Raw genomic sequence first — 25,469 nt, forward strand, 5'->3', positions numbered from 1 at the left:
CCGTCTCGTGCTCCGTGAGCCAAGCGCCTTGTTCGCCGCCTCCGCCCTGCTCCTCCTCGGTACCGCGACGCAGGCCGCGGCCGACACCCCGCCCCTTGCCGCGCCGTCGGCCGCCTGCACCTACACGCCGGCCGTTCCCGCAGACAACTTCAAGGGGATACCGGTCTTCGACCCGGTGAAGGCCGCCAAGCCGTACAGCGCGACGCTGCGCACCGGCCAGGGCGCGATCACCTTCAGGGCACTGACCGACAAGGCTCCCTGCGCCACGTATTCCTTCAAGTTCCTCGCCCGGCGCGACTACTTCGACCGCTCGCACTGCCACCGGCTCACCACCGCGCGCATCTACGTACTCCAGTGCGGCGACCCGACCGGCACCGGGAGCGGCGGACCCGGTTACTCCTTTCCCGACGAGAACTTGGCCGGGGCGACCTATCCTGCCGGGACGGTGGCGATGGCCAACGCTGGGCCCAACACCAACGGAAGCCAGTTCTTCTTCGTCTGGAAGGACACCAAACTCTCGCCCGCCTACACACCGTTCGGCAGAGTCACCGAGGGCCTCGACGTGCTCCAGAAGATCGCGGTAGGCGGCGAGGACGACCAGAACGGGCCGGGAGACGGCTTTCCGACGCTGCCGGTGAACATCAAGCGCGTACAAATCAAGAGCAGGTAGTACGGTCCTGCGCCGACCCGGTCTTTGCCGGAAGCTTCGTCCGTCCCGGTCATGGTCGGCGTCGTACGAGTTGGCCGACGAGATGGCCCAGCGGGGAAGAAACTCCATGGGGACGCGGCCCATACCGTCGAAGGCTGGCGTTTCACCAGCGACTTCCACCACCCCGGTGCAGCTGCACCTGGCCCACTTCCAGGTCCTGTCCCGCGGGGGCCGGCCGCCCGAGCCCACGGACGCCGGCTGGAAGGACACGGTCGACGTCCGCCCGTACGAGGTCGTGGACGTACTGGTCCGCTTCCGTGGCCACCGCGGCCGGTGCATGCTGCACTGCCACAACCTCGAACACGAGGACATGGCGATGATGGCCAACTATCAGGTGATGTAAGGAGTATGTACGGCGACAAGGACAGGGGCACCGGATTCCTGGCCGGTGTGAAGCGCAGCCGCACCGAGTAGGCGGAAGCCGCCACGGTGCTCTCCGTTCGTGCGTCGTCTGTGCACCCGGACGGGGTTGCATACTTGCCTTCACAGCTTTCGCCGCGGCATGACGCAGGGATGGCGGGGGCCGTCGACGGCGGTGTGGCCGCTGGGGCGGTCGTTTGCCCGGGCCGATCCGCGAGCAACGGTGGTCCCGCCATGGTCTTCCAGGCGCAAGCGGCGGCTGAGAGCGTGATGACGGCGGCCGGGACAAGGTGGCATCGCAGACGCCTCCTCGATGCCGAGGGCGCCGGCGAGGGCTGGAGGTCGGGCTGCCGTGGGTCGGCGTACCGTTCGCTCACACCCTCGGCGCGCGCCCACAACTCCAGCAGCTCCGGCAGGTCGGCCGGACTGAGCCGTCCCATGGCCTCCACCGCGGAACGTGGCGGGAACTTGGTGCCGTTGAGATAGCGGTGCCAAGCCGACTTGCTGTGTGCGGTACGCGAAGCCAGCTCGGCCAGACTCATGCCGGTCGCGTCCTTGAGGGCGCGCATATGGTCCAGCAGGTCCCTGATTTCCGATTCGAGAGAATCGGGCAACGGCTGCCAGTAGTGCATGTCTTTCCGTCCCTGGTACGACCACAGCCGGTGTGCACCAACACCTCATCGGCCGGGATGTCCTGTCCGGCTAGGGTGAGCGACATGCGTGAGATTGCTGGCGTAAGAGCCAGGCCCGGGGGACGTGTGCGCGTTCAATTCCATGACCGAGGTTTCGTCGTCAGGCGCGACCGGCTCGCCGGCCGTGTCGCTGAAGCGTTCCTGGGTGACACGGCCGGATGTCTCACGGTCTTGGTGCTGCTCGCTTCAGTGGGCTTCCACTGGCTGCTGAACAAGGTTGGTGCGCCGCACGTCCTCGCCGTGGGGTGCCTCTGGGTGTTCATCGTCTCAGCCTGCTACGCGGCGCTCCTCGCACTGCTGCGCTGGGCGGCCGAGGTGGTGATGAACATCGTGGTCTTCCTCTTCGTCGTGGTGACGCTCCCGGGCCTGCTGATTCCGGGTTATCGGCGGAAGGTGCTGCGCCGATGGCACGAGGGCGGCCCGGAGTCCGATCCGGGGTGGGTGCCTGCCACAGCACTCGGCGGAGTGTGGCTGGGCCAGGAGGATCCGGGCACCGGCACCGCGGTGACACTCCAGCGCGTCGACGGATCCGTCGTCGCCTACACCGCCCGGCCCGACAAGGCCCGCGAACTGCACGCCGGGTTCGAGACACTGCTGCGCACCCACCGCCCGCTCCCCACGGCGATGCCGCATCAGCAATCCGCGCAAGCAGCCGCGCCGCACCAGTCCTGGTACCCGGGGCCACCCCGCAACTGACGACGACCGGCGTCGTTGCGCCTCCCCGTCCCGTCCCCAACTCCCCATTGCCGGAGCCGATACAGCCATGCCCTTCTTCAGTAAGCGCCGTACCGTCCGGCTCTCCCAGCACCGCACGGCCGACAGCCCGCTCGGGCCGATACGGATCAGCTACGACGGCTGGCCCGCCGTCATCGCGCTCGTCCAGGGACCCGGCATGCCACCCGTCACGGTCCGGCCCGGCCGTGAGCACGGCCACATCAAGGTCGATGGGCAGGTGATCCCCGCGCGCCGGGGGAGCGACAGCCGCTGGGCCCTGCGCCGCAGAACACGCACCCGCACGGCCGTGGTGGGCGCGCGCACCTACGAGTTGCGGCCCACCAGCCTGTGCCGGGCCCGGCTCCTGCGCAACGGCACGCCCATTGCCGAAGCGCACGGCACCCTGGGCGCGTACGGCCCTCTCCGTACCATCCCCGGCATCGATGCCCGGCTGACCTGGTCCCACGGCCTCGACGCCTATGACGTGGCGATCGGTCAGGCCATGGTGGTCGCCTTCGGCGCGGGCGCCCCTGGCGCGCTGGCCTCGCTCGTCTCATTCTGGCTCGACGTCATCTCCTGACGGACCATCTCGAAGTCGGCCGTCATCGCTGAAGAGGTGTTCGGCGCGCTGAGCTTCGCCGACATCACGGACGCGGGAGTTGCGGTCGTCGACCGTTGCGTGACGCGCCGCACCGGTGGCGCTCGGTCACACCAGGCGTGTTCCAGGAGTTCGAGCAGGTCGTGCGTGGCGTCGGCGGCGCCGAAGGCCGGCAGCAGGCCGAGGACGAGTACGGCCGCGGCGAGCGGCCACAGGCGGGGTGGCGGAGCGGTCTGGAGGGCGGCGACGCGGTGGGTGACGGTGCGGTCGGTGAAGGTCAACGCGCAGGCCGGGCGTGCCCGGTGGGCGATGAGGGCGGCGCGGGTGGTGATCGTCCGGTCTTCCACGGCCGTAGCCGCCTGCTCATCCGCCCAGCGTTCGACGAGGAGGGCCACGATGGTCCGCCCCCGCCCGAGCGCCGGATTGGCGGCGGCGGCCAGCGTCATGGCGGTGCACACGAGGGCGTGCCGGTGGGTGAGGTGGGCGCATTCGTGGGCGAGCAGGACGCGGCGCTCGGCGGGGTCGAGGGCGCCGAGCATGGCGGCAGTGACGAGGATGCGGCCACGGCTGCCGGACATCGCGGGGATGGCGAAGGCTTGGGAAACGGGTGAGGCGGCGAGCTCAGCTGGTAGCCGTGCTGACGTCGCCCACAGGGCCTTCTCCGTCGGTCTGGGGGCACTCGCCTCAAGGGCGGCCGCCTTTCGGCCGATGTCGATGGCGTGGAAGCACGTCCTCTCGTCGCCGCTCACCGTCTGGTATCCCGTCGCCATCTCGGGATGGCCGCCGGGCTGCTCGCTGTCCGATGGGTGGCGGGGGCCGGCCCCCCAGGCGTGACGGCCGGGGTATTTTCGCCGCGTCTGGCGGCGGCTGTGGGCGACGAGGGCCTGCGGGCGCTGTTCGGATCAGAGAACCGTGTGATCCGTACGCCCGAGCGGGTGGTCACGGTGACGTTCAACGCGGCCTGGAACGACGTCGGCCTGGACAGCATCCTCAGTGAGCTCGCCCATCGCCGCATGCCTGCCACGTTCTTCCTGACCGGTGACTTCGCCGACCGGTACCCCGAGGTGGTGAAGAGGATCGCGGCTGCGGGACACGGGCTGGGCAATCACTCCTACAGCCACCCTCACTTCAAGGATCTGACCGCGGCCGGAAGGCGTCGCCAGGTCCGGGCAGCGGACCGTGCCCTGCGCGTGGCCGGGGCAGGAACGGTCCTGACTCCGTTCTTCCGGTTTCCCTACAGTGAGACCAGCCCTGCCCAGATCAGGGAGGTCAACGGGCTGGGATTCGCGGACATCGAATTCACCACCGACACCAACGGGTGGATGGGCACCGCGGGCGGCATGACCGTGGACCGCGTGGTGCGCAGGGCGCTGGACGCCCTGCGCCCTGGGGCGATCCTGCAGATGCACGTCGGCGCATCCGATGGCGGCACTGAGGTGATCGACGCCCAGGCCCTGCCACGGATCCTCGACGCGATCACCACTCGTGCCTACCGCGTCATCGACCTGCGCACCCTCCTCAGCCGCGACGGAGGATGAAGTAGAAGCCGCGGCCGTTGTCGGAGGGTTCGTCACCGCCGGTCATGATGCCCATGAGCGTGTCGTGGTCAGCTAATGTGAATAGTCGATGACGGGTCTGGCGTGGTAGATCAGCGGCTGGACGTCGTCGGGAGAGGTGAACTTCTTGCCGTACCAGCGCATTTCCCGCAGGCGACGTTGTGCGAAGTGGCCGGTGTTGAGCGGGATGCCGCGCCAGGTCCCGAGGATCTGCTCGGGGCAGACACTGGCCAGGGCTTCCCACAGGTCGTCGAGTCCCTCGGGTTCGGCGCGGGCCTGCGTGTCGGCGAGGTCGGTGAGCCGGGCGCGGGGCTGCGCCGTCAGCACGGCGGAACGGGCGCAGGGGGTGGCTGCGGCGGTGGGCAGGCCGTGGCCGGCGATCAGGTCTGCGGCCTTCTCGGCGATCATGATGGCTGGGGCGTTGTGTTGCCCCGGGGAACGCTGAGCAGAAACGAGGCGTCTGCCACCCGCAGGCCGTCGATGCCGAGGACGCGAAGCTGTGCGTCGACGACGCTGCCGATGGCGCAGGTAGCAGGTTGAGTTCCGGTGCTGGTTCCGTGCTGACTTCGGTGCCCGGATTCGCGGAAAACCGCAGGTCCTAGCTCCGATCGAATGAGTTGTCGTACCACTCGATGGTGGTGCCGATGAGGCTGGCGGCGACGATTCTGGGGAGGCTGGACGGGGCTGGTGGAGCGGTCGCGGAGGACGACATTGGCACCACTTTCTGGCGTTCGGCGGGGACGTTTGCGTGTCGCCATACCGTGGGAACGTGCAGGGCAGGGGCGTATGTGGTGGAACATCATAGTTCTGGGCGTGGGTGTGCGTGCGGCCACCATGGGGGCGCTGCCGGGGCAACGGAGGAGACCGTCGGGTCCGAGGTCACCGGCCCGAACACGCCGGGCTCCGAGCGCAGCATGGCCACGTCCACCAGGCAGTACCCGCCCAGCGCCTCCGTGAGCGCGACGTCCAGCAGGATCTTGCCCGGATCGTGCACCGCTCTGGGGCTCGCGCCCCAGCGCGAGCGCCGCGGCGCTGGGTCAAGTCGTCACGGGTTCGAGCCTCAGCCGCCGGATCGGCTAGGGGGTGCCTCGGTTGGGCCGCACCAGACCCGGACGTTCACCTCGGTGCGGACGGGCAGGAGGGGGGAGTCGTTCTCGGTGTGCTCGCTGAGGTGCAGAGCATGGCGCGGCCCAGGTGCCGGGCGGCGTACGCGTCGAAGGCAGCCGCGTCCGAGAGCCGGCAGACCGTCGCGACCACCTCGCGGGTCCCCGACGGTGATGCCGGCCGCCTGCCGACCGGTCATGAACGCGCGCTCGAACAGCTCGATCAGCGTCTTCCGGGCGTCAGGATGCAGGGTGTACTGGCGGAATTCGACTCATGCGTCGGCCGACCTCGTGCGGGTGAGGTCCGTGATCCAGCTGAGCTCCCAGGTACGGCACCCGGATCGGGCGGCCGTCGTAGGTGCCCTTGCCGGGGAAGTCACCGCGCTCGCCCGCGAAGGCGCCGACCGACGGGGGATACAGCCGGCCGGTCCGGCTGTCCGACCAGTGGATCGACCACTGATGCGGTTCGCGATCGAACAGCCGCAGGGTCACGCCCTGGCGGCCGAGGGTGGGGAAGGTGCTCGTCGATGTTCCCGGCGCCCCCGAACCGCGTCAGCGAGGCGAAGGCCTCGGAAACCACGCTGAGCCCGATCACGCCCCGGACTGCCCAAGGTCCAAACGGCGGTCAGGCAGGCCAGCCCCATTGGTTCACTCGCTTGTATCCGCCCCCGGGGCAGTACATGCTGATACCTCGCCGGTCACCCAGCCAGGGCCCCGGGCCGTAGTTGAGCTGACGGTCCGCGGAGCCCTTCTTGCACAGGATGCTCGCCCCGTACCGCGCCGGTCCGTGTCCGTCGCACCAGACGTTGGCGGAGGTCTTGTGCTGCCACCTGGTGTGACATGTGATCCGCAACTGCGGTTGGGCCGGAGCCGCTTCTGTCGCTACCGCCGGCATGGCCGGGATGGCGACGGCCGCCACCGTTACTGCAGTCATGACCGCGCTTCGTAGACGCATTACTCGTTCCCCCGGATTCGTGATTCCTCTGTGGATGGATGCGGCCAGGCCGACTGTGGCCCGGTCCGTGCTGTACGTCATCGAGTTCACCGCCCGCACCGTTGTTCAGCAGGCCCCCTCCGTCACAGTGAACAATCAGGGCGGCGTCGGATGCGCGCCCCTCCGGGAGGGGCTGGTTCGGTCCTTGTCGGGCGTGTGGTGGGCTTATAGCGTGGTTGGGGCGCAGGTGACCTCTGCGCAGCGGGGGCCGGGGCAAGAGGGGGAATCGGGCCGGTGGGGCGTCGTGAGCGGCCGGTGGACCCGAGCGCGGGGCCGGTGCAGCGATTCGCGTATGAGTTGCGCAAGCTGCGCCAGGAGGCGGGCGGTCTCACATACCGGGAGATGGCGCTCAGGGCCCATTACTCGGTGACCACGCTCTCCCAGGCCGCCGCCGGTGAGCAACTTCCGTCTCTGGGCGTGACCCTGGCCTATGTCCGGGCCTGCGACGGCGATGCGGAGGAGTGGGAGCGGCGCTGGCGCGAGACCGCCGAGGATCCGGCGCTCCGGAACCGCGAGGACGGTGGCACCGAGTCGCCGTACCCGGGGCTGGTCCGCTTCGAACCCGGCGATCACGATCGGTTCTTCGGACGGGACCAATTGGTCGCCGATGTACGGGAACTGGTGCTGCTGCGGCGTTTCGTTGCCGTCGTCGGCCCCTCCGGCAGCGGTAAGTCGTCGCTGCTGCGGGCCGGGCTGATACCCGCGTTGCGCGCCGAGAGCTCATCCTTGGCATCGATCCGCATCCTCACCCCGGGCGGGCACCCGCTGCTCACTCACGCCGAGGCGTTGCGGCCGAAGGACGCCGACGGCGACACCGTCCTCGTCGTGGACCAGTTCGAGGAGGTCTTCACCCTCTGCCGCGACCCGCACGAGCGCACCGCCTTCATCGACGCGCTGCTCGCCGCCCGGCACCCGGATAGCAGGTTGCGCGTCGTCATCGCCATACGCGCCGACTTCTACGGACGCTGCGCCGAGCACCGCGAGCTAGCCGGCGCCCTGCGGGAAGCCAACCTGCTGGTGGGGCCCATGAGCCCCGCCGAGTTACGCCAAGCCATCGTCAGACCCGCGCAGATGGCCGGGCTGATCGTCGAGCGCGACCTGACCGCTCGCCTGGTGGAGGAAGTGCACGGCGCGCCAGGTGGCCTGCCGCTGCTCTCGCACGCCCTACGGGAGACCTGGCGGCGCCGCCGCGGCAGGGCGCTGACCCTGCAGGCGTACGAAGCGGCAGGCGGCGTGCGCGGTGCGATCGCGCAGAGCGCCGAGGAGGTCCATGCCCGGCTCGCCCCCGGCCACGCGGAGCTGGCCCGGCTGATCCTGCTGCGGCTGATCGCCCCCGGCGATGGCTCCCAGGACACCCGGCGCCCAGTCGAACACAGCGAACTCGACCTCGGCGCCGCCTCCCAGGACAACATCGCCCTGGTCCTGGACCGCCTGGCTAGCGCCCGGTTACTCACTCTCGCTGATGGCATCGTCGATCTCGCACACGAAACGCTCATCACTGGTTGGCCCAGGTTGCACCGATGGATCGACGACGCCCGCGCACGCCTGCGCATTCACCGTCAGCTCACCGAAGCCGCGCGCGCGTGGAACGCCCTCGACCGCGACCCGGGAGCCCTGTACCGCGGGGTACGGCTTGCCGCTGCCGAGGAAGCCTTCGGCGACCTCGACACCGCCAAGGAGCTGACCTGCTTGGAGCGGGACTTCCTGGCCGGCAGCACCGCTGCTCGCGAACGGGAACAACGCGCGGTTGTCCGCGCGACGCGCCGTCGACGCCAGTTCACCGCCGCGCTGTCCGTGCTGCTCGTCATCGCCGTGACCGCAGGGTCGATCGCATGGAGGCAGTTCCGAATCAGTGAACACCGGAGGCAGCAAGCCGTCGCAGCGCAGAAGGCCGCCCTTTCCCGGCAGTTGGCCGCTCAGTCAGCCGCTCTGCTGGGCTACAACCCCGATCTGGCCTCTCTCCTCGCTGTCCAAGCGTACCAAGTCAGCCCCACGGCAGAGGCCACCTCGAGTCTTTACGCAGCGGCAGCCCTCCCACTGCGACACCGCTTGACCGGACCCGCTCGTCCCGTGGAGGCGGTCACCTTCAGCCCCGATGGTCAGACCGTGGCCGCGGGTAGCCCGGACGGCACGATTCTCCGATGGGACACGGGCACAGGCGCGGCCCGCCCACCCTCGCGCAGCCCCGTCCGCGGAGTGAGAACGATCACCTACAGCAAGGCCGGGCACCTTCTGGCCGCCGGCGACGCCGACGGGACTCTGCGCCTGAGCGACCTGACGCGAGGGGAAGCCTGGACCGCAACGGACCACGATGAGACAGGACCGATGGCATTCAGCCCCGACGACCGCACCGTGGCCGTCGGCTCCTCGGACGGCAGAGTCAGGTTGAGGGACATCGCCACCGGCGCCATCCGGGCCACGTGGCCGGTCTCCGCCGGCAGAACTACCACGATTGCCTACAGCCCGGACGGCCGCCTGCTGTCGGCCGGCGGCGCCGACGGCGTGATCAGGGTGCGTGACCTGTCCAAGGGCACAACCCGGACTGTCAGGCTCACGGGCCCTGCTGCTCCCACATCAATGGCTTTCAGCCCGAACGGCACCCTGCTGGCAGTCGGCGATGGGCTGGGTGAGGTGCAGCTCTCGGACATGGAGACCGGCAGGACGCCCGCCCGCCTCACCGGTCACAAGGGGCCGGTCGTTGCCGTGAAGTTCAGCCCGGACGGGCGCCTACTGGCCACGGGCAGTGACGACAGCACGGCGCGGCTGTATGACGTGACCACCGGCGAGAGCCGTGCCGTCTTCACCGGACACACCGGCGGCGTGACCTCTGTGTCGTTCAGCCCTGACGGAACCATGCTGGCCACCGGCAGCCGCGACCGCACGGTCCGCCTGTGGGATGCCCTGCGGGGGGCGGCCGATGTCACTGGGAAGACCGACAACACCGCGACGTCCATGGTCTTCACCGCAGACGGCCGCGCGCTGGAAACCGGCGACGCCGCCGGGAGAGTCAGCACTTGGGACGTGCACCTCCACCAGACACGCAGCACCCGCACCCTCGCCTCCGCCGGCATGGCCAGTTCAGTGAGCGTGCCCCAAGACAGTCATGTGATAGCCGCCTTGACCAGCGACGACGGCGGCAGCGTGCAAGTCTGGGACGCGACCCGCCACATGCTCCGAACGATCGTGCACAACCGGTCTCGGTCGCTCGCTTTCGTGACGGCGGCCCTCAATCATGACGGGCGCGTCCTTGCCACCGGCGACACCGGTGCGACCGTACGACTGTGGGACGCGGACACCGGCAGGACTCGAGCCGTCCTCACCGGCCATACAGACGTCGTGGCGGCACTTGCTTTCAGCGGTGATGGTCACACGCTTGCGTCCGCCGACGCCTCTGGAACAATCAGGCTGTGGGACGTGGCCACCGGCAAAAGCCGTGCCGTCCTCACCGACAACGCCACGTCGGTCGCAGTGAGCCCTGACGGCCGTACCCTCGCCGTCGGCCACGACGACGGAACGGTGCGACTGTGGGACGTATCCACCCTCACCGTCCGCAGCACGCTGAGGGGGCGTCGGCTTCCCGTGAACGCAGTGGCCATGAGCCCCGATCAACGCATGTTGGCCACCGGCAGCGAAGACGGGACGATCCAGCTGTGGAAGCTGACCACGCCCAGCCCGACCGGAGTGATCGCCGGGATTTGCCGCGCCCTGCACCGGGGCCTCAGTGAGCAGGAACGAGCCGAGCACCTCCCAGGCCGACCGCGGTATCGAGTGTGCACGGACTCGCAGGGTCGGCAGCTCAAGTGAGGCGGCGGACCACGGGGGTGACGAAGACCCAGGCGATGCGGGCCTTGCCGAGGGAGATGAGCGGCTCGTAGTCGCGCACGTTGCTCCTGGCGCTCCGGTCGTGCCAACCGCATGCCCTACGCGCGCAGTTGCCTGGCCCCGGTGCCGGCGTCAGGCAGTGGGCGTCCTGCTCCACAGTCTGAGCAGGACCCGTTCCGGCTGCTCGCCGCCGGACAGCATGCGGGCGGCGCGCGGCCAGGTCTCCTGGGGCAGGGCGTACTCCGTGACCAGGCGGTAGATGGTGGGTCCTGGGCCCGGCAGCATCAGCAGTTCGCCCAGCAGGCGGGCCTCGGCCGGCGCGGCCCTGGTGGCGAGGACGAGGTCCAGCGCGTCGGAGCCGAACCGTTCAACGAGCGCCAGCCCGTCTTCACCCGCCGCCAGCAGCCACGGCGTGAGGACTCCGGCGTGGGCCCCGTGCTTCTCGCGCTGCTCCACGAGCAGGCGCAGTACGCGCGGGCCCGAGCCGCCCGCGAGGAGCGGCAGCCAGCGCGGGCCCCACACCGTCACCGCCTCGGCGGTGCCGGGCAGGCGCTGCTCGACGACCGCCGCGGTGACCGCGACCCGCGGGCCGAACCGCGTACCGACATTGAGCACGGCCTCCAGGGAGCGGGTCGCCAGCTCACTGGTCAGCGGGGCCAGTTCGGCGAGCATGCGGCGCTGCTCGGGGCTGAGACGGTGCCGCTCGGCGAACTGCTGTGCCACCACGCCCAGTCCGTCGCGTAGCAGCGTGCGCAGCGCCTGCGCGGGGTCGGCGGCGTAGAGGATCAGTGGCAGCTCGCGGCGCGCCCGGGGGTCGAGGGTGGCCTTGGGCTCGGCGGCGTACAGTCGCAGCAGGGCGGCGCGCTGTTCGGGGCTGCTCAAGGTGGCCAGCAGGGGCAGCAGGACCGGGTCGGCGGCCAGCGCGTCGGTCGTCCCCGGGGCCGCTCCCGGGCCCATCACGGCGGCGGCGACCCGCTGCTCCAGCCGGGGACCGTGCACGGCCCAGGTACGGATCTTTCCGGGGCGGGAGATGACGTTGCCGAGGACCCAGTCCAGCTCCTCGCCGCGCGCCAGCTGCCAGCGCGACCAGGCGACCGCGGCCGCGGTGTCCAGCGGCTCGGTGTGCTCGGCGCGTTCGTAGTCGCGTTCCTGGAAGGCGGTCAGGACCTCGTCCGTCGTGCGGCCGATCCCGTCGGCGTACCCCTTGATCCGGCTCATGGACCGCTGGTCCAGGCCGAGTTCGAGGGCGTGCCGCAGACCCTCGGTGCCGTACTCCGCGAGAGCCGCCCGGGTGTCGGGGAAGCCCGCGACGATCTCGGCGATGTCCAGGTCGCCCTGTTCGGCCAGCCAGCGGGCGGCGAGGGCCGGGTGGGCGCAGACGACCGGCCAGTCGGCGGGTGCCGTGCCGAGCAGTGCGCGCACCGCGTCGTGCCCGAGGACGTTCGCGTCGGCGGCGATCTGCGACAGCACCCGGGCGTCCACCGCTCCGGTGGCGTCCTGCTCCACGACCTGTACCCAGCCGAGGCCGAGCACGCCCAGGTGCTCGGGCTGGCGCAGCCCGTCCAGCAACCGCCGCCACATCTGTGGGGTGTAGCGGGACAGCAGGTCCAGGTCGTCGCCCTGGAGGTGGGGCCGCAGCAGGTCGAGCAGCTCGGGGTCCTCCAGCCGGCCGGCGAGGAACTGGAGGCTCGGCGCGGGGATCTGGGAAAGCAGCGAGACCAGCGGGTCGTCCATCTGGGTGACGGCGGCGGCGAGCCGCTCCGGCTCCACCTCAGGTACGGCCGTGCACAGCCGCCCGTAGAGGCCGACGCGGCGGATGCCCGGCCGCTCCCGCAGCGCGTCGTCCATCGAGAGCCCGTCCGCGCCTACCGGCCTCCGTGCGTCGAAGACGTCGGCGAGCCGGCCGGCCACGGGCAGCAGACGGCGCGCGGCCTCTCCGTACAGGTCCTCCTCGGCGGGGCCGAGCAGCGCCGACATCAGGCAGTCGCGGAACACCGAACGGGGAACGCCCGACAGGGCCGTCACCAGGCGGCGCATGCCGGCCTCGTCCAGCTGGCGGTTGCGTTTGCGCATGCCGGGCGTGTTCTGCCGGGACCGTACCGCCACCAGCAGTTCGGTGTTGGTGCCGAAGCAGTCGGCCATCCGGTCCAGCAGCATGCCGCGCTCGCGCGGCCGCATCCGGTCGGCGCCGCCGAGCTTGAGGGTCCAGCCCGCGGCGAAGGTGCGCCGGCGGATCGCCTGGCCGGTGCTGCGCCGGCGGGCTGCCGGAACGTTGGGGTCCTGGAGGAGTTCCTCCGAGTACTGCTCCAGGGCCGGGTCCGTGAGATACGGCAGCTGGTCTGCCGGCCGGCCCGCGATCTTCGGCGGGGTCAGGGAGAGGTCCTCGGGGTCGATCTGGTCGACGTTCCCAGCGCGTTCCCGCTGCAGGCGGCGCAGGGCGGTGCCGCCGATCCGGCCGGCGATCACCACGCGGGCGTGCGGTGCCGCCTTCGCTGCCAGGCAGACCCGGTCCACCAGTTCGTCCGGCCGCACCAGCACCCAGCCCGCCCCGGACAGCAGGGTCGCGACGCGCGTGTTGAGCCGTCGGCCCTCGAAGGCGGCCAGCGCGATCACCTTCGGGCCGTGGTCGTGCAGCAGGCCCAGGCGCAACGCCTCGGGGTTGATCTCCCGGCGGGAGCCGCCGCTGTACTGCGCGACGTCGTCGTAGACCAACAGGGCCTCCGCCTCGGTGATGTCGGCGCGGGCGCCGGCCTGTTCCTCCGCGCGGGCCTCCTGAGCCAGGGTGTCGGCGAGCTGTCCGGGCCGCAGCGTGGGGACGCGGCGGAAGCCGGCCGCCCGCAGATAGGCGCCGAGGTCGGCCGGGCCGTCCACCGAACCCCAGGCGCCGGGGGGCAGCCCGCAGGCCATCCAGCCCGCCAGCCGGGTCAGGGCGCGGACCTGGACCTCCCGCCAGCGGACGAACGCCTCGTTCCCGGTGGCCGCGGTCGGCAGGTCGCTGCCGAGCAGCAGTGCGGTCGGCAGGGACATGCCCTGGATGCCGGGCATGCGGCCCTCGGAGGGGATGTAGCCGTGCCGGCCGATGCCGGCCAGCATCATCGAGCCGGAGTTCACCACGAGGTGGTCGGGCGACAGCTCGATCGGGACGAACCCGGCGCGCGCCATGTCGTCCAGGGCGCGGCCGAGCGGCACCAGGGTGCGCAGCGCCTCGGACGGTGTCCAGCGGTGCCCCGCAGTCAGCATGGCGTCGAGGTCGTCGCGTTCGCGCAGGGCGCGCAGCGGCACGGACGAGGCGCCCGGGGCCCAGGCCGTGATCAGCGCGGGCGGCAGACCGGGGTGGTCGACGAGGTCGAGGAGCGCGGGCGTGACGGGATTGCCGGCGGCGAGCAGCGCGGCGGCCTGGCCGCGCTGTCTGCGGTTGGGGAAGACGCGCAGGGCCCCGTAGACGTCGGCCTCCTCGTCCTTGACCATGCGGGTGGCTCGGATCGCGGCGGCACCCGCCGAGCGCAGGTGTCCGGGGCGCAGCTGCACGGTGTGCGGCTCCCAGAAGCGTCCGGAGCGACCGGGGATCCGGGGCAGGAGCCGGCCGAGGGTGGCATCGGAGGTCATCGGGGACTGCCTCCCAGCGTGCGGAGCGCGGACTGCAGGACGGTGGCGCTGCGGGCGCGGGCGAGGTCGATGCGGACCCGGTCGACGGTGGCCAGCCGGAACTTCCGCGCGGACAGGCAGGTGGCGAGGGCGTTGGTGAGCACCGGCCCGTAGTTGAGCGAGGTGAGGTACTTCCGGCCGGGAGCGCTCGCCTCGAAGTCCTCCGCGTACAGCTGGCGGTACTGCTGCGGATCGAGCCGTTTCAGCGCGGCGGCGTGCGCGAGGGTGGCACCGAGCATGTAGATGTCGAACCGCACATTGGCCTCACCCCGCTCGGCAGACTCGTCGGAGCCTTCGGGGCCGGGCGGCGCGTACGCCGGGGTGGTGGTGGAGATGTAGTCGCCGACCTGCACGGCGGCGTCGTAGTCGATCAGCACATAGCGGGCCGGCGGGCCGAGGACGAGGATGTTCTCCGGCTTGACGTCGGCGTGGATCCAGCCCTTGGACGAGGTCTTCCCGTTGTGCCGCTCGGCGTGCAGGGCGGCGAGGGTGTTGCACAGCTGCTCGGCGAGGTCGAGGAGTTCGTCCTCGGTGAACCGGCGCTGCTCCTTGGCCCTGGCCTCGATCTCGTCTTCCAGGGTGCGCGAGGCCCCGCCCTGCTGGCCGATGAACTGCTGGACCAGGAAACTCTCGGGCGGCACCGGATCCGGGTGCCGGCCGGCGGCGATCAGGGACGGAGAGGGCTGGGATTCCACGCTGATGACAACCGGGCACTGCTGGGTGAGCTGGGTGGCCTGGCGGACGGCGCGCAGCCCCTGCCGGCGTTGGTTCTGCTGGACGGACAGCGCGTTCTGGACCAGGCGGGGGTCGTCCAGGGCCGTCTCCGACCACCACATGCCCTTGATCACGACCTCGCCGCCGGACCAGCGGTCCTCGGCGAGCACGATGTATCCCTGACCGGCCTTGGCCAGCAGCCGGCGCGTGACGAACCTGCCGTCCGCCCCGAAGTCGGCGGGTATCCAGGCTCGCCGCGGCGAGCCCTTCTCGTCGGCGGTGTCGGCGTGCTCCCAGTACGGTACGAACTCGTTCACACGTCCTCACTCACAGGTCGGCCACCACCCAGCTGTCGCCCGGAACTCACAGCTCGCCCCCACAACGGATGCGCAGCCGGACCGTGCCCGGTCCGAGGTGCAGTTCATCGCCGTCCTCCAGCGCGTACGGCAGCGCGGTGGCCAGTCGGCCGGACTGGGGGCGGCCCACGAAGTCCAGTTCCGGGTTGAGGAACGAGACGTTCAGGTGCTGCTCGGGTACGTGCTCGACCAGTGGCTTCCCGTCGTCGTCGAGGAAGATCCGCAGATGTGTGCGTGATATCTCGTCGGCCTCGTCGCGGCCGAGCCCCTGCGTGACGTCGGTGACACCGGGGCGGCTGTGCGAGGCCCGGCCCAGGGTCAGTCCGTCGGCCGGTACGGTGATCGTGCGCCGGACCGTGTAGCCGTGCTGGACCGTCACCTGGACGGGTCCGCCGTCAGGGCCGTCGGGCAGCGGCGGTTCGGCGATGAGCTCGACGGCCTCGTAGCCGCAGGAGAGGCAGTACCAGCGGGCGCCGTCCTTGTTGACCTGCCGGGGCAGCAGCACCTCCCCGCCGCGCAGGCAGCCGCCCGGCGCGGAAGTACAGCGGAACCGTACCTCGGCGTCCTTGCGCAGCAGGCCCGCCTTGGTGAGCTTCCGCTGCCGGTCGCGCTCTATCTCCTCGTCGCTGGCCACGCCGAGCTGGCGCGGGCTGAACATGATCTGCCCGCGCATCCTGCGCACGCTCCACACGCGGGACCCGTTGCCCTGGAGCCAGGAGTGCTCGCGGCGTGCGTAGCGGAAGTTGTCGCTGGAGACGATGGCCGCGTCGAACTGCTCGGCCAGCGCGAGGATCCGGTCGTCGGCGTCGCCCTGGTGGACCTCCAGCCAGTGGGCGCGCTCGGCCTGTTCGACGAGGTGCTGGTCGTCGAGGACCGGCCGGACACTGGCGTCGAGGACGGCTACGGCGTCGGTACCGGGGTGGTCGCGCAGCCAGGCCTCCCGTACGTCGACGACCCGCGAGAACGGCCAGGGCCGTTTCCTGGTCGCGGCGACGTTGGAGGCGTCGATGATCACGCCGGGAACGCTCACGCCGGACCCCGCCCGTGCGCCGGGGGCTGGGTGGGAGCGTCGGCGCCGCCGCCGTACGAACTGCCGGAACCGCTGCCGTACAAGGCGCCGCCGTACGGATCGCCGTACGCCCCGTCCCGGTAGGCCCCCTCCCGGTACGAACCGCCGTCGTACGAACTCCCGCCGAACGAACCGGAGTCGTCATCGTCCTCGTCGTCCAGGCTGCGCTGCCGGCGGCGGGCCCGGATCTCGTCCGGCATCTCCACCGGGATGTCCTGGAACCAGTCGCGCTTGTTCCTGGTGGAGCTGCGGCTGGACGTCGCGCGGGACTCGTTGAGCACGTCCTTCGCCTGCAGGCCCTCCCGCAGCCCGCCGCTCGCCTGCTGGAAGGCGGCCGCGAGATCGGGGTCCGGGATGTCGCGGGCGCGCGCCACGCCCTCCTCGAAGATCCGCTCCCGTTCGCCGTCGGAACCGGCTGCGGCGGCACGGTCGTTGATCTCCCGCTCCAGGTCGGCGGCGGCGATCTCGCGGGCGTAGTCGGGCCGGATGTTCTGCGCCAGTGGGTTGTTCACCGTGCGCAGTTCGAACTTCTCCGGGTTCAACTGCCGTGCGTCGGCCCCGGATCCGATGCGTCCGGTCGCCTTGAGGACGGGGACCGGACCGGCGCTGACCCGTTCGGGCGCCCGGAGTTTCAGCGCGTAGCGCGGCTGGCCGTCGTGTCCCTCGGCGATGGCGCCCAGGTTGAGGCGGACTTCGCTGGGGCGCCGGCCGCCCCCGTCGGCCAGGACGCCGTCGAGCCGACGGCGGGCGGGGTCGATCTGGTAGACGCCGAGCACCTGGAAGTGCGGGTTGATCTCCAGGGACAGTTCGCCGCTGCCGGCCACCACGTCCCTGCCGTACGCCGCGAGGCGCGCCGTGATCTGTTTCATCGCGTCGGCGGCGGTGGTCCGCGAGGCCACGTGCTCGGTCATCCCCGTGGGCGCGAGCTGCACCAGCAGGTCGTAGTCGGCGCCCGCGCCGATACCGATGACGTCGGTGTGCAGTTCCCGGCCGGCGGCGTCCTGGGCGAGGGCGGCCAGCCGCCTCGGGTCCGTCTCGCCGAAGTTGGGCAGCCCGTCGCTGAGCAGCACGACCCGGCGGGAGCCCGCCCGGTGCCCGCCCAGCTGGGCGTACGCGCGCTGAAGGGCGCCCTCGATGTTGGTCCAGCCGCGCTCGTTCTCGGGGTTGCCGTCCCAGGCGCCCTTGCGCCGCAGCTCCCCTGCGGTACCGGAGAAGCGCAGCCCGGAGTCCTGCGCGAAGGTGATGACGTCGACCCGGGCGCCCTGGGGCAGCGCGGCCGCCAGTTCGCGCACGCCGGACTGCGCCACGTCCTTGCGGCTGATGTCGTTCGGGTCGGCCGCGTCGGCGAACTCGTCGGTCGTCGAGTCGGCCCTGATGCCCATGGACCAGCTGTCGTCCACGGCGAGGACGTAGGCGACGCCGTCGGCCACCCGGTCGGTGCGGCGCAGCACCGGCGGGGCGATCGACACCACGAACTCTTCGCCTATATGGGCCTCGAGACGATCAGCCGCGATCTTGATGTCCTCGCTCATACGTCCTTCGCCTCTCCGATCGCACACACCAGTGCCGTGGCGTTGTCCCAGCCGCCCAGAGCCTCCGCCCGCTGGACGAGGGCTGCGGCGAGCGCAGGGGCGGGCGGGCGCCCCGACGCGTCGAGTTTCGCGGCCAGTTCGGCCAGCACTGCTCCGAACCAGCGCTCCCGCTCGGGCTGCGTCGCCCCGTCCGAGGCAAGCAGCAGCAGGTCGCCCGGGGCCAGCGCGATGGTGCTGTGCGTCCAGCGGCCGGGGCCCCCGCCCAGGAAGTTGACCAGTGAGGACCCCTCGCCCTCGGCGTCCGGGTTGACCCGCAGCAACTCCGCGTAGCCGGTGTGGGCCGGGGTCAGTTTCCAGGCTGCGTACGGCGGTTCCGTGCCCTGAACCGGCCTGTGCGGCTCGTCGCCGCGCTGCGACGTGCGCAGCGGCCGTACGAGCCAGGCCTCCGCGTCGCCGACGGACACCACGGACGCGGTGCCGTCCGGGCGCACGGTCGCCAGGACGGCCGCGGCGCTGCCCTCGGTGGCCCGGCCGACGGCCGCGTCGAGTTCGGCGACCAGCTCACCCGGGGGCAGGTCTTCGTCCATCAGCCAACGCCGCGTGGCCTGTTCCAGCGCGGCGCGGGAAGCCTTGCCGCCGGATCCGTCGCCGTCGCCGGTCACGCCGTCGAAGACGGCACAGCGCACGGTGCCGGACGGGCCGCGCAGGGCACCGGCCGCGTCCTCGTTGTCGGTGGCCGGATCGCCCTTGGCCTTGCGGGAGCCCACCGCGGTCTCCCGGTAGCAGGTGGCCGAGACGCAGCCCGCCGCTCGGCGTTCCAGGGCGTCGTGCAGCGGCGCCATGCCGGCGGCCAGCCCGTGCCGCAGGTCGTGGCCGAGCAGTCGGCGGCAGATGGCGTCCAGGCCGGACGGGAAGATGCCCGCGAACACGTCGAGCATGTTCAGCGCGTCTCGCAGATCGAGGCAGGGCCTCTCGGCGACGGCGTCCACCAGCGCCTGTACGAGGGCGCGCCGGTCTCGTGGCTGCGGTGCTCCGTCGCGCCGGTCGCGGGGCTCGATGCCGCCGTCGAGGTCGTAGCGCGGCAGCGCGGCCACCTGCCAGCCCTCGTACGAGTCGTGCCGTACGGACTCGGTGACCAAGGTACCGGGCCCGACCCGGGCCAGCGCGGCGTCCACCGTCGCCCACAGCGCGGGCAGTTCGTCGAGGAGTTCGGCCCGGTCGAGGCTGCCGTGCTCGACGATGCCGTCCCGTAGGGTCGGTGCCAGCTCCTGGTTCCAGCGCACGACGATCTCGGGGACGGCGACGGTCGTGAACTCCGGTGCGTTCCCCTCGCTCTCCGCCTCCTGTGCCTCTGTCGCCCCGTTCTGCGGCGCGGCCGTGTCCTCGTCGGCCGGGGTTTCGCTCAGCGGCGACTCCATCGCGCTCACGCCCCCTTGAGTACGAAGGTCAGGACGACCGCGATCACGGCGAGCACACCGACGAGCACGAGACGCTGTACGCCCGTGCGGTTCGCCCGGTTCAGCTCCTCGGCCAGCCGGGCCCGGTCGCCCTCCGCCTGCTGGGCCCGGAACTGCCAGTGCTGGACGGTCTGGGCGGCCTGGTCACGGGCCGCGGCGATCTGTCGCTGGGCCTCCGTCTGGGCGGCGGCGACCTGCTGGGCCGCTTCCTGCTGTGCGCGCCGCTCCTCGTTCTGGGCCTGCTCCTCGCGCATCCGGGCGTGCCGTTCGGCGAGCTCCGCCCGCTCGGCCAGCTCCCGCTTCGCCACGTTGAGCTGGATCTCGGCCCGGTGCGCCGCCGCGGCGGCCTCGGCACGCACCCGCTCGCGTTCTTCCGCCACGGCCCGGTTCAGCACGGCGTCCAGATCGGGCCCCTGGCCGACCGGGAAGGGCGTCGCCCGGCGGGGCTCGGCGGCGGACTGCGGCTCGGTGTCGGAGTAGAGCTCGGCGACGGAGGTGGCGGCACCCACGGGCGGTTCGGCCAGCGAGAGCGGTACCGGGCGTACGGTCAGCCTGGCCGGGTCGACGACCGTGACCGGGCGCCAGCCGCTGAACCCGTCGGGTTCGCCGTCGTACACGGCGGTGACGCCACACCCGGACCCGAGGACGGCGACGGGGCCGTCGACGTGGGCCCACAGGGTCTCGCCGGCGGTCAGCAGGGACGCGACGACCTCGGGCGAGGGGGTCGGGACGCCCGCCGGAGGGGAGGGCGGGGCCGGCGACGGTATGCCCTCGGCAGCAGCCGGGGCGAAGACACCCCAGTCGGCATCCGCGTCCGCGGCGGGTGCGGGACCGGGCGGGACCGAGGGGGAGGGGGACGGGCCGGTCCTGGGCTCGGGTTCGAAGATCCCCCACCCGTCGTCCGCGTCCGACCGGGGCGGGTGCGACGGCGGGTGCCCCCCGGAAGACGGCGTCTCGCCTACGAAGGAACCCCACTCGGCCACAAACGCCCCCACGTTTCCAGTCCGGCTCGCCGGCAAGAGCACCCACCTGTCCGACGGGTGATCCGTGCGTGACGAGGAACAGCAATGCTCCTGCCCTGTAAGGTAATTAACATCACATCAGGCCGCCGTGGGGGCGTTTTGGGGGAAACCGGGGGTTCTTGTGGACAGGCACTTGACGGCGGATTTCGCGGAGGCGTGCTTCCTCGTCGACCTGTCGCCCGTGGTGCGCCGGAGGGACATCGGCGAGCCCGGTCTGCGCTCGCTGCGCCGGCTGGCGCTGGTCGTCGACGCGGCCGTGGAACTGGCCCGCGACCCGGACGCCAAGCTGTTCCTGGTGGCCGACCGCAGCCTGCGCGCGGGGGCCCGCGAAGAGTTCAACGATCCGGCGGACGTGCGCGTGCTGCGGGACTGGGTGCGGCGCGGCCTGGTCGAGGAGCTCGAGGATGCCGACGGACGCGTCCTGGAGCTGTGCGAGATGACCGGCATCCCCGTCATCACGTACGACTACTACCGGGACGCCCGCGTGGAGTTCCCCTTCCTCCAGGGCAACACGGATGACTTCCTGCAACCGACTCCCGGTCCGGACGGCACGGTCCGGCTCATGCCCCTGGACATGGGCGTGGCGAGCGACGCGCAGATCTCCCGCAAGTCGGAGGAAACGGTCCTGAAGAAGCAGGGCTTGCTCGGGCCGCAGCGGAAACCCCGCTCCGAGGTGGTGCGGCGTAACTGGCGCTGCCCCGACGCCCGTTGCACGCTCTACGACACCCGCAAGGGATCGTCCGTCATGCTGCCCCGCATGCGCGGCGGCGTACCGACCTGCGACTTGCACAGCCTCGAACTGGTCGACGACGGGCCACGCACCGCTACCGCGCAGGTAAAGCTGATGCTCGATGGTGCCTGCGTGGCGCGCTTCACGCTGGAGGACGGCTCGACGGTACGGATCGGACGCCGGCCGGGACCGAACGGCATCGCCCTGCACGGCCTGGTGCCCGCCGAGCGCGCGGCCCGCATCAGCCGCGTGCACGTGGAGCTCCGGGTCACGGGAGGTGTCGTACGCGTCGAGGACGTGAGCAGTTACGGCACCCGCTGGCGGCCCACCGCCGGGAAGACGGGCCCCGGGCCCTGGCGTGACCTTGGCACGGGGGCGCGGCGGGAGTTCCGCGGCGGTGACGAACTGGAACTGACCGAGGGGGTCGTGCTCGCGCGCAGTGGCCGCCGTTTCCCCACGGAGCTGGCGCAGGAGTGGCAGCGGCGCACTCCGCCGTCAGGCGGGGGTTCGGGGGCTGTGACGCGGATGTACTGAGGGGCGTGGTCAGCCCCCCGAGTTCGAGCCCTGGCCGCTGCCGATCGCACCACCGGACGTGCGGGTCAGGGCCCTCGCCTCGTCCCGCAGACGCAGGGTCACGGGATGGCCGGCGTGTCCGCTCCCGGCGAGGTCGACGGCGAGGGTCTCGAACCGCTGGGCGATGACGAGGAGCTGAGCCGAAGCGGGAGCGCGGCCCTGTGTTCTCCGCCGAAGGGCTTCCGTCTCGATGGACAGGATCTCCCTCAGTGTCTCCACGTGCGTCGTCGCCGGCAGGGGCGCGCGGTCCAGCAGGCGCCGCAGGCGTTCGCACGCCCCGTCCGCGTCGCTCCTCAGCAAGACGCCCTGCTGGACGGCCACGACCCGCTCGGCACCCAGGCTGTTGAGGGCGGGTCGGAAACATGGATGCACATGAAACTCATCCTCCCCCGGCCCCGGCGGTGCCTGGCTGCCTCCCGAGTAGACGACATCGCCGCCCCGCCACACTCCGAGGAAACCCGCCTCGTACAGCACGTCGATCACCCCTTGCGGGGTCAGGCTGCCGGTGTAGGCGGGAAAGTCCTGGTGCAGCGCCTCCCTGCGCACCTCGAACCGGGTCTCGATCATCTCGCGCGTGACGAAGTATCCATTGTTCTCGAACATCGCGAACAGTGCCCGCAAGAAGGGATGGTTGACCAGGTACTCCTTGGCGAGATCCTGGAGCTTCCAGCGGGAGAACCGCTCGGTGGCCGCGAGCACGTCCTCCTCGGTGATGACGGGCCCGCCGCGCTCGTCGGCCACGCTCCGGCAGGCGTTGAGGAATTGGATGGCGTCCCTGGGGCGCGGCAGGGCGCGCCCGAAGAGATACTCCGCGGTCGGCTCGCCCCGCACGCTCGGCGGGAACAGCCGCCCCCACAACTGGTCGGCGGTGAGCTCCGCGCCGAGCGAGGCGCGGGCCCGGGCCAAGGCGACGTCCCTGAGGCCGTCGTGAGTCCAGGTGATGCGGATCTCGTCGCTGTGGAACTTGTCGCCGTCGCTGAAGTTGAGGGTGTCGTAGATGTCGGCGCGGATGAACAGGGCGGTCCGCACAGCCCGGCCGTACCGGTCCGTGACGTGCTTGGCGGCGAGTAGCAGCCCGGTGACCAAGGCGTGGCTGTCGGCGTCGACGGTCCACACCTGTTCGAGCTGGTCGACGAGGTAGAGCAGCGGGGGATGGGCGTCCGCGCAGCCCAGTGCGGTGAAGGCGTCGGCCACCGCGTCCTCCAGCACCTCCAACTGACGGCTGGCCCGGGCCCCTTCGGACGTGCCGTTGACGCCCAGAGCCGCCTCGACGCCGAACGCCTTCAGGGAGAGGTTGGCCGACTGGAGCCCGCGTGCGCCGCGCCGGAGCCGGTCGTAGAGGCGGGCATCGTCGGACTCGCCGTTCGCGCGCAGGAAGGCGCGCAGGGCGCGCACGGCCGACGGCGGGCGACGGCCGTGCGCGGCGCGCGCGTGCAGGGTGAGATGGCGGGCCGCGTGGACGGCGAGGACGTACCGCCAGATCAGGGACTTGGCGGTGTCGGCGGTGATGCCCTGGAGTTCGAAGCGCCGGATCTCGTCGCCCGCGGCGTCGTCGGGGGTGATCAAGACGCAGGCGCCCGGGTGGCCGTCCGGAGCGGCCAGTCGCCGGCAGATGGCGCTCTTGCCCGAGCCCTTGCGGCCGATGATCAGGGACTTCCGCCCCGAGAGGACCTCCCGGTAGGCGTAGTTGGGCCGGAAGACGGTGCCGCTCAGCAGCCCGTCGGTGAGATCGGTCTCCGCGTCGTCACGCCCGAAGAACAGTTCCCTGACGGACCCGACTTCCTGCACCACACGTCCCCCTGGCGCTCCCGCAACCGTCATCGCCCAGGGTAGGGCTTCTCGCCGCGGATTCGGGCGTGTTCGCGTCGTAGTCGTGCAGGAAGCGGCGTTACGGGAGCTGCGCAGGCACCGACGCAGTAGCGCTGACCCGCGCATCGGGGTCCAGTGAGCACCCGCCGTTCCGAGGCTGGCGCAAACCGCCGATCAAGTGATGACCGGGCCACTACGCTGCCTGGTACACGCTTTGCCTCATGAGCGCGGTCGGTTCCCGGCGTTTCGGCGGTCGGGTGGTGAGGGACGATGCATGGACTATTACGATCTCGGCACGTACAGCCGCCCGGTGACGACTTCGTCGCCCGAGGCGCAACTCTGGTTCGACCGCGGGCTGGTCTGGACGTACGCCTTCAACCACGAGGAAGCCGTCTCCTGCTTCGAATCCGCCGCGGCGGCCGACCCCGGCTGTGCCATGGCGTACTGGGGCATCGCGTACGCACTCGGCCCCAACTACAACAAGCCGTGGGAGTTCTTCGACGGGCAGGACCTCGCACGCACCGTCGCACGCACCCACGCCGCCATCGAACTCGCCCACGAGAAGGCGGAAGCCGGCGCCACGCGCGTCGAACGCGCCCTGATCGGCGCGTTGCGTGCCCGTTATCCGCAGCCGGAGGCCGTCGGCGACTGTTCCGTGTGGAACGCGCCGTACGCCGACGGCATGCGCAGCGTCTACGAACTCGTCCCGGACGACCAGGACATCACCGCCCTGTACGCCGAGGCGCTGATGAACCTCACCCCCTGGCGGCTGTGGAACCTGCGCACCGGTGAGCCGGCCGAAGGCGCCCGCACACTCGAGGCCAAGGCCGTCCTGGACCGGGCCCTCGCGACAGATGCCGGGGCGGAACATCTCGGCATCCTGCACCTGTACATCCACCTGATGGAGATGTCCCCGACGCCGGAGGCCGCCCTGCGCGTCGCCGACCGGCTGCGCGGCCTGGTGCCCGACGCCGGCCATCTGCAGCACATGCCTTCACACATCGAGGTGCTCTGCGGCGACTACCGCCGAGTGGTGTCGGACAACGACGCCGCGATCGCCGCGGACGAGAAGTTCCACGCGCGGGCCGGGGCCATGAACTTCTACACGCTGTACCGGTCGCACAACCACCACTTCAAGATCTACGGAGCGATGTTCCTCGGACAGTTCCGGACCGCTCTGGAAGCCGCAGCCCAGTTGGAGGCGTCCATCCCCGAGGAACTGCTGCGCGTGCAGAGCCCGCCCATGGCCGACTGGCTGGAGGGCTTCCTCGCCATGCGGGTCCATGTACTGATTCGCTTCGGCCGCTGGAGCGACATCCTGCGGATGCCCCTGCCCGCCGACCCGGAGCTCTACAGCGTGAGCGCGGCGATGCTGCACTACGCCCGAGGCGTCGCGTTCGCGGCCACCGGCCGCATCGCCGCGGCCGAGGCCGAACGCCGGCTGTTCGGCGAGGCGGTCGCCCGGGTCCCGGAGACGCGCATGCTGTTCAACAACACCTGTGCCGACATCCTGGCGATCGCGTCGGCGATGCTCGACGGCGAACTCGCCTACCGCAAGGGCGACCACGACGCCGCGTTCGCCGCGCTGGAGCGGTCGGCCGAACGGGACGACAACCTTCCCTACGACGAGCCGTGGGGATGGATGCAGCCCACCCGGCACGCCTACGGCGCCCTGCTCCTGGAACAGGGGCGCGTCGCCGAGGCCGAGGCGGTCTACCGGGCAGACCTGGGACTCGACGACACCCTTCCACGCGCTGTGCAGCACCCCGGCAACGTCTGGGCCCTGCACGGGCTGCACGAGTGCCTGGTCCGGCTGGGCAAGGCGGGAGAGGCGCAGCTCGTGGCCCAGCAGTTGAAGATCGCCGCAGCGATGGCGGACGTACCGGTCGAAGCGTCCTGCTTCTGCCGCCTCGACGCGCTCTCGGACACCGCCGGCGGAGACGGTTGCTGCACTACGGAACATTGAGTCAGGAGACGGCCGCTGGTGTCCCCATGGGCGCGGCGGATCCGCTCG

At 71.2% G+C, this 25,469-nt stretch carries 18 protein-coding genes and 2 pseudogenes; 8 read left to right on the top strand and 12 right to left on the bottom strand.

Features of this window, described 5'->3' with window-relative positions:
* Positions 1-7: 7 nt before the first annotated feature.
* Together BFF78_RS37610 and BFF78_RS37615 are read left to right on the top strand one after the other, a co-directional pair.
* On the top strand, positions 8-670 hold the full coding sequence (locus BFF78_RS37610; protein WP_069782525.1) for a peptidylprolyl isomerase: 663 nt from the start codon (positions 8-10) through the stop codon (positions 668-670).
* A gap of 166 nt (positions 671-836) precedes the next feature.
* The gene (locus BFF78_RS37615; protein WP_069782526.1) at positions 837-1,052 is read left to right on the top strand and encodes a multicopper oxidase domain-containing protein; all 216 of its coding nucleotides are present in this window, start codon (positions 837-839) and stop codon (positions 1,050-1,052) included.
* A gap of 430 nt (positions 1,053-1,482) precedes the next feature.
* Here the strand turns inward: BFF78_RS37615 and BFF78_RS50285 are convergent.
* A pseudogene (locus BFF78_RS50285) lies at positions 1,483-1,701 on the bottom strand (helix-turn-helix domain-containing protein); the annotation flags it as partial.
* 234 nt (positions 1,702-1,935) lie between these two features.
* Here BFF78_RS50285 and BFF78_RS37620 point away from each other — a divergent pair.
* Positions 1,936-2,457 carry a hypothetical protein gene (locus BFF78_RS37620; protein ID WP_159033123.1) on the top strand — a complete coding sequence of 174 codons (522 nt, stop codon included), beginning with the start codon at positions 1,936-1,938 and terminating at the stop codon, positions 2,455-2,457.
* 67 nt (positions 2,458-2,524) lie between these two features.
* Positions 2,525-3,055, top strand: coding sequence for a hypothetical protein (locus tag BFF78_RS46515; protein WP_069782528.1), 531 nt, complete (start codon positions 2,525-2,527; stop codon positions 3,053-3,055).
* Here the strand turns inward: BFF78_RS46515 and BFF78_RS37630 are convergent.
* On the bottom strand, positions 2,971-3,843 hold the full coding sequence (locus BFF78_RS37630) for a M48 family metalloprotease (protein WP_069782529.1): 873 nt from the start codon (positions 3,841-3,843) through the stop codon (positions 2,971-2,973). The genes BFF78_RS46515 and BFF78_RS37630 overlap by 85 nt on opposite strands.
* Positions 3,844-3,849: 6 nt before the next feature.
* Here BFF78_RS37630 and BFF78_RS37635 point away from each other — a divergent pair, with 6 nt between their 5' ends.
* Positions 3,850-4,611, top strand: coding sequence for a polysaccharide deacetylase family protein (locus tag BFF78_RS37635; RefSeq protein ID WP_079161647.1), 762 nt, complete (start codon positions 3,850-3,852; stop codon positions 4,609-4,611).
* Between the two features lie 72 nt (positions 4,612-4,683).
* Here BFF78_RS37635 and BFF78_RS48690 read toward each other — a convergent pair whose 3' ends face one another.
* The 3 genes and pseudogenes from BFF78_RS48690 to BFF78_RS45045 all read right to left on the bottom strand — a co-directional run.
* The gene (locus tag BFF78_RS48690; RefSeq protein WP_069782531.1) at positions 4,684-5,037 is read right to left on the bottom strand and encodes a GXWXG domain-containing protein; all 354 of its coding nucleotides are present in this window, start codon (positions 5,035-5,037) and stop codon (positions 4,684-4,686) included.
* Positions 5,034-5,258, bottom strand: coding sequence for a GMC oxidoreductase (locus tag BFF78_RS49835; RefSeq protein WP_418346723.1), 225 nt, complete (start codon positions 5,256-5,258; stop codon positions 5,034-5,036). Before BFF78_RS49835 ends, BFF78_RS48690 begins: the two co-directional genes overlap by 4 nt.
* Before the next feature lie 230 nt (positions 5,259-5,488).
* Positions 5,489-5,632 (bottom strand): annotated as a pseudogene (locus tag BFF78_RS45045) (IS1380 family transposase); the annotation flags it as partial.
* Positions 5,633-6,960: 1,328 nt separating this feature from the next.
* Between BFF78_RS45045 and BFF78_RS37655 the strand changes: the two are divergent.
* Positions 6,961-10,530, top strand: a complete 3,570-nt coding sequence (locus BFF78_RS37655) for an nSTAND1 domain-containing NTPase (protein ID WP_335755372.1) — start codon at positions 6,961-6,963, stop codon at positions 10,528-10,530.
* A 150-nt stretch (positions 10,531-10,680) separates the two neighbouring features.
* Here the strand turns inward: BFF78_RS37655 and BFF78_RS37660 are convergent, their stop codons facing one another.
* Genes BFF78_RS37660 through BFF78_RS37685 form a run of 6 tightly spaced genes read right to left on the bottom strand, consistent with a single transcriptional unit; the run spans position 10,681 to position 20,316 of the window.
* On the bottom strand, positions 10,681-14,154 hold the full coding sequence (locus BFF78_RS37660) for a hypothetical protein (RefSeq protein ID WP_069782534.1): 3,474 nt from the start codon (positions 14,152-14,154) through the stop codon (positions 10,681-10,683).
* The gene (locus BFF78_RS37665; protein WP_069782535.1) at positions 14,151-15,224 is read right to left on the bottom strand and encodes a protein kinase family protein; all 1,074 of its coding nucleotides are present in this window, start codon (positions 15,222-15,224) and stop codon (positions 14,151-14,153) included. The genes BFF78_RS37660 and BFF78_RS37665 overlap by 4 nt, the downstream gene beginning before the upstream one ends.
* Positions 15,225-15,270: 46 nt before the next feature.
* Positions 15,271-16,293 (bottom strand): NYN domain-containing protein, encoded by a 1,023-nt coding sequence (locus BFF78_RS37670; protein ID WP_107440891.1) that lies wholly within the window; start codon positions 16,291-16,293, stop codon positions 15,271-15,273.
* Positions 16,290-17,864, bottom strand: coding sequence for a VWA domain-containing protein (locus tag BFF78_RS37675; protein WP_069782537.1), 1,575 nt, complete (start codon positions 17,862-17,864; stop codon positions 16,290-16,292). The genes BFF78_RS37670 and BFF78_RS37675 overlap by 4 nt, the downstream gene beginning before the upstream one ends.
* Positions 17,861-19,291, bottom strand: coding sequence for a SpoIIE family protein phosphatase (locus tag BFF78_RS37680; protein ID WP_159033124.1), 1,431 nt, complete (start codon positions 19,289-19,291; stop codon positions 17,861-17,863). Before BFF78_RS37680 ends, BFF78_RS37675 begins: the two co-directional genes overlap by 4 nt.
* Positions 19,288-20,316: a hypothetical protein gene (locus BFF78_RS37685; protein ID WP_159033125.1), complete on the bottom strand. Its 1,029-nt coding sequence runs from the start codon at positions 20,314-20,316 to the stop codon at positions 19,288-19,290. The genes BFF78_RS37680 and BFF78_RS37685 overlap by 4 nt, the downstream gene beginning before the upstream one ends.
* 160 nt (positions 20,317-20,476) lie before the next feature.
* Here BFF78_RS37685 and BFF78_RS37690 point away from each other — a divergent pair, with 160 nt between their 5' ends.
* Positions 20,477-21,607: an FHA domain-containing protein gene (locus BFF78_RS37690; RefSeq protein WP_079161648.1), complete on the top strand. Its 1,131-nt coding sequence runs from the start codon at positions 20,477-20,479 to the stop codon at positions 21,605-21,607.
* Positions 21,608-21,616: 9 nt separating this feature from the next.
* Here the strand turns inward: BFF78_RS37690 and BFF78_RS37695 are convergent, their stop codons facing one another.
* On the bottom strand, positions 21,617-23,437 hold the full coding sequence (locus BFF78_RS37695) for a P-loop ATPase, Sll1717 family (protein WP_227026021.1): 1,821 nt from the start codon (positions 23,435-23,437) through the stop codon (positions 21,617-21,619).
* 292 nt (positions 23,438-23,729) lie between these two features.
* On the opposite strand from BFF78_RS37695, the gene BFF78_RS37700 reads away from it, so the two are divergent.
* On the top strand, positions 23,730-25,421 hold the full coding sequence (locus BFF78_RS37700) for a tetratricopeptide repeat protein (protein ID WP_069782542.1): 1,692 nt from the start codon (positions 23,730-23,732) through the stop codon (positions 25,419-25,421).
* Positions 25,422-25,469 lie beyond the last annotated feature (48 nt).

Source organism: Streptomyces fodineus (assembly GCF_001735805.1).
In the GTDB taxonomy this organism is placed as follows: Bacteria; Actinomycetota; Actinomycetes; order Streptomycetales; family Streptomycetaceae; genus Streptomyces; species Streptomyces fodineus.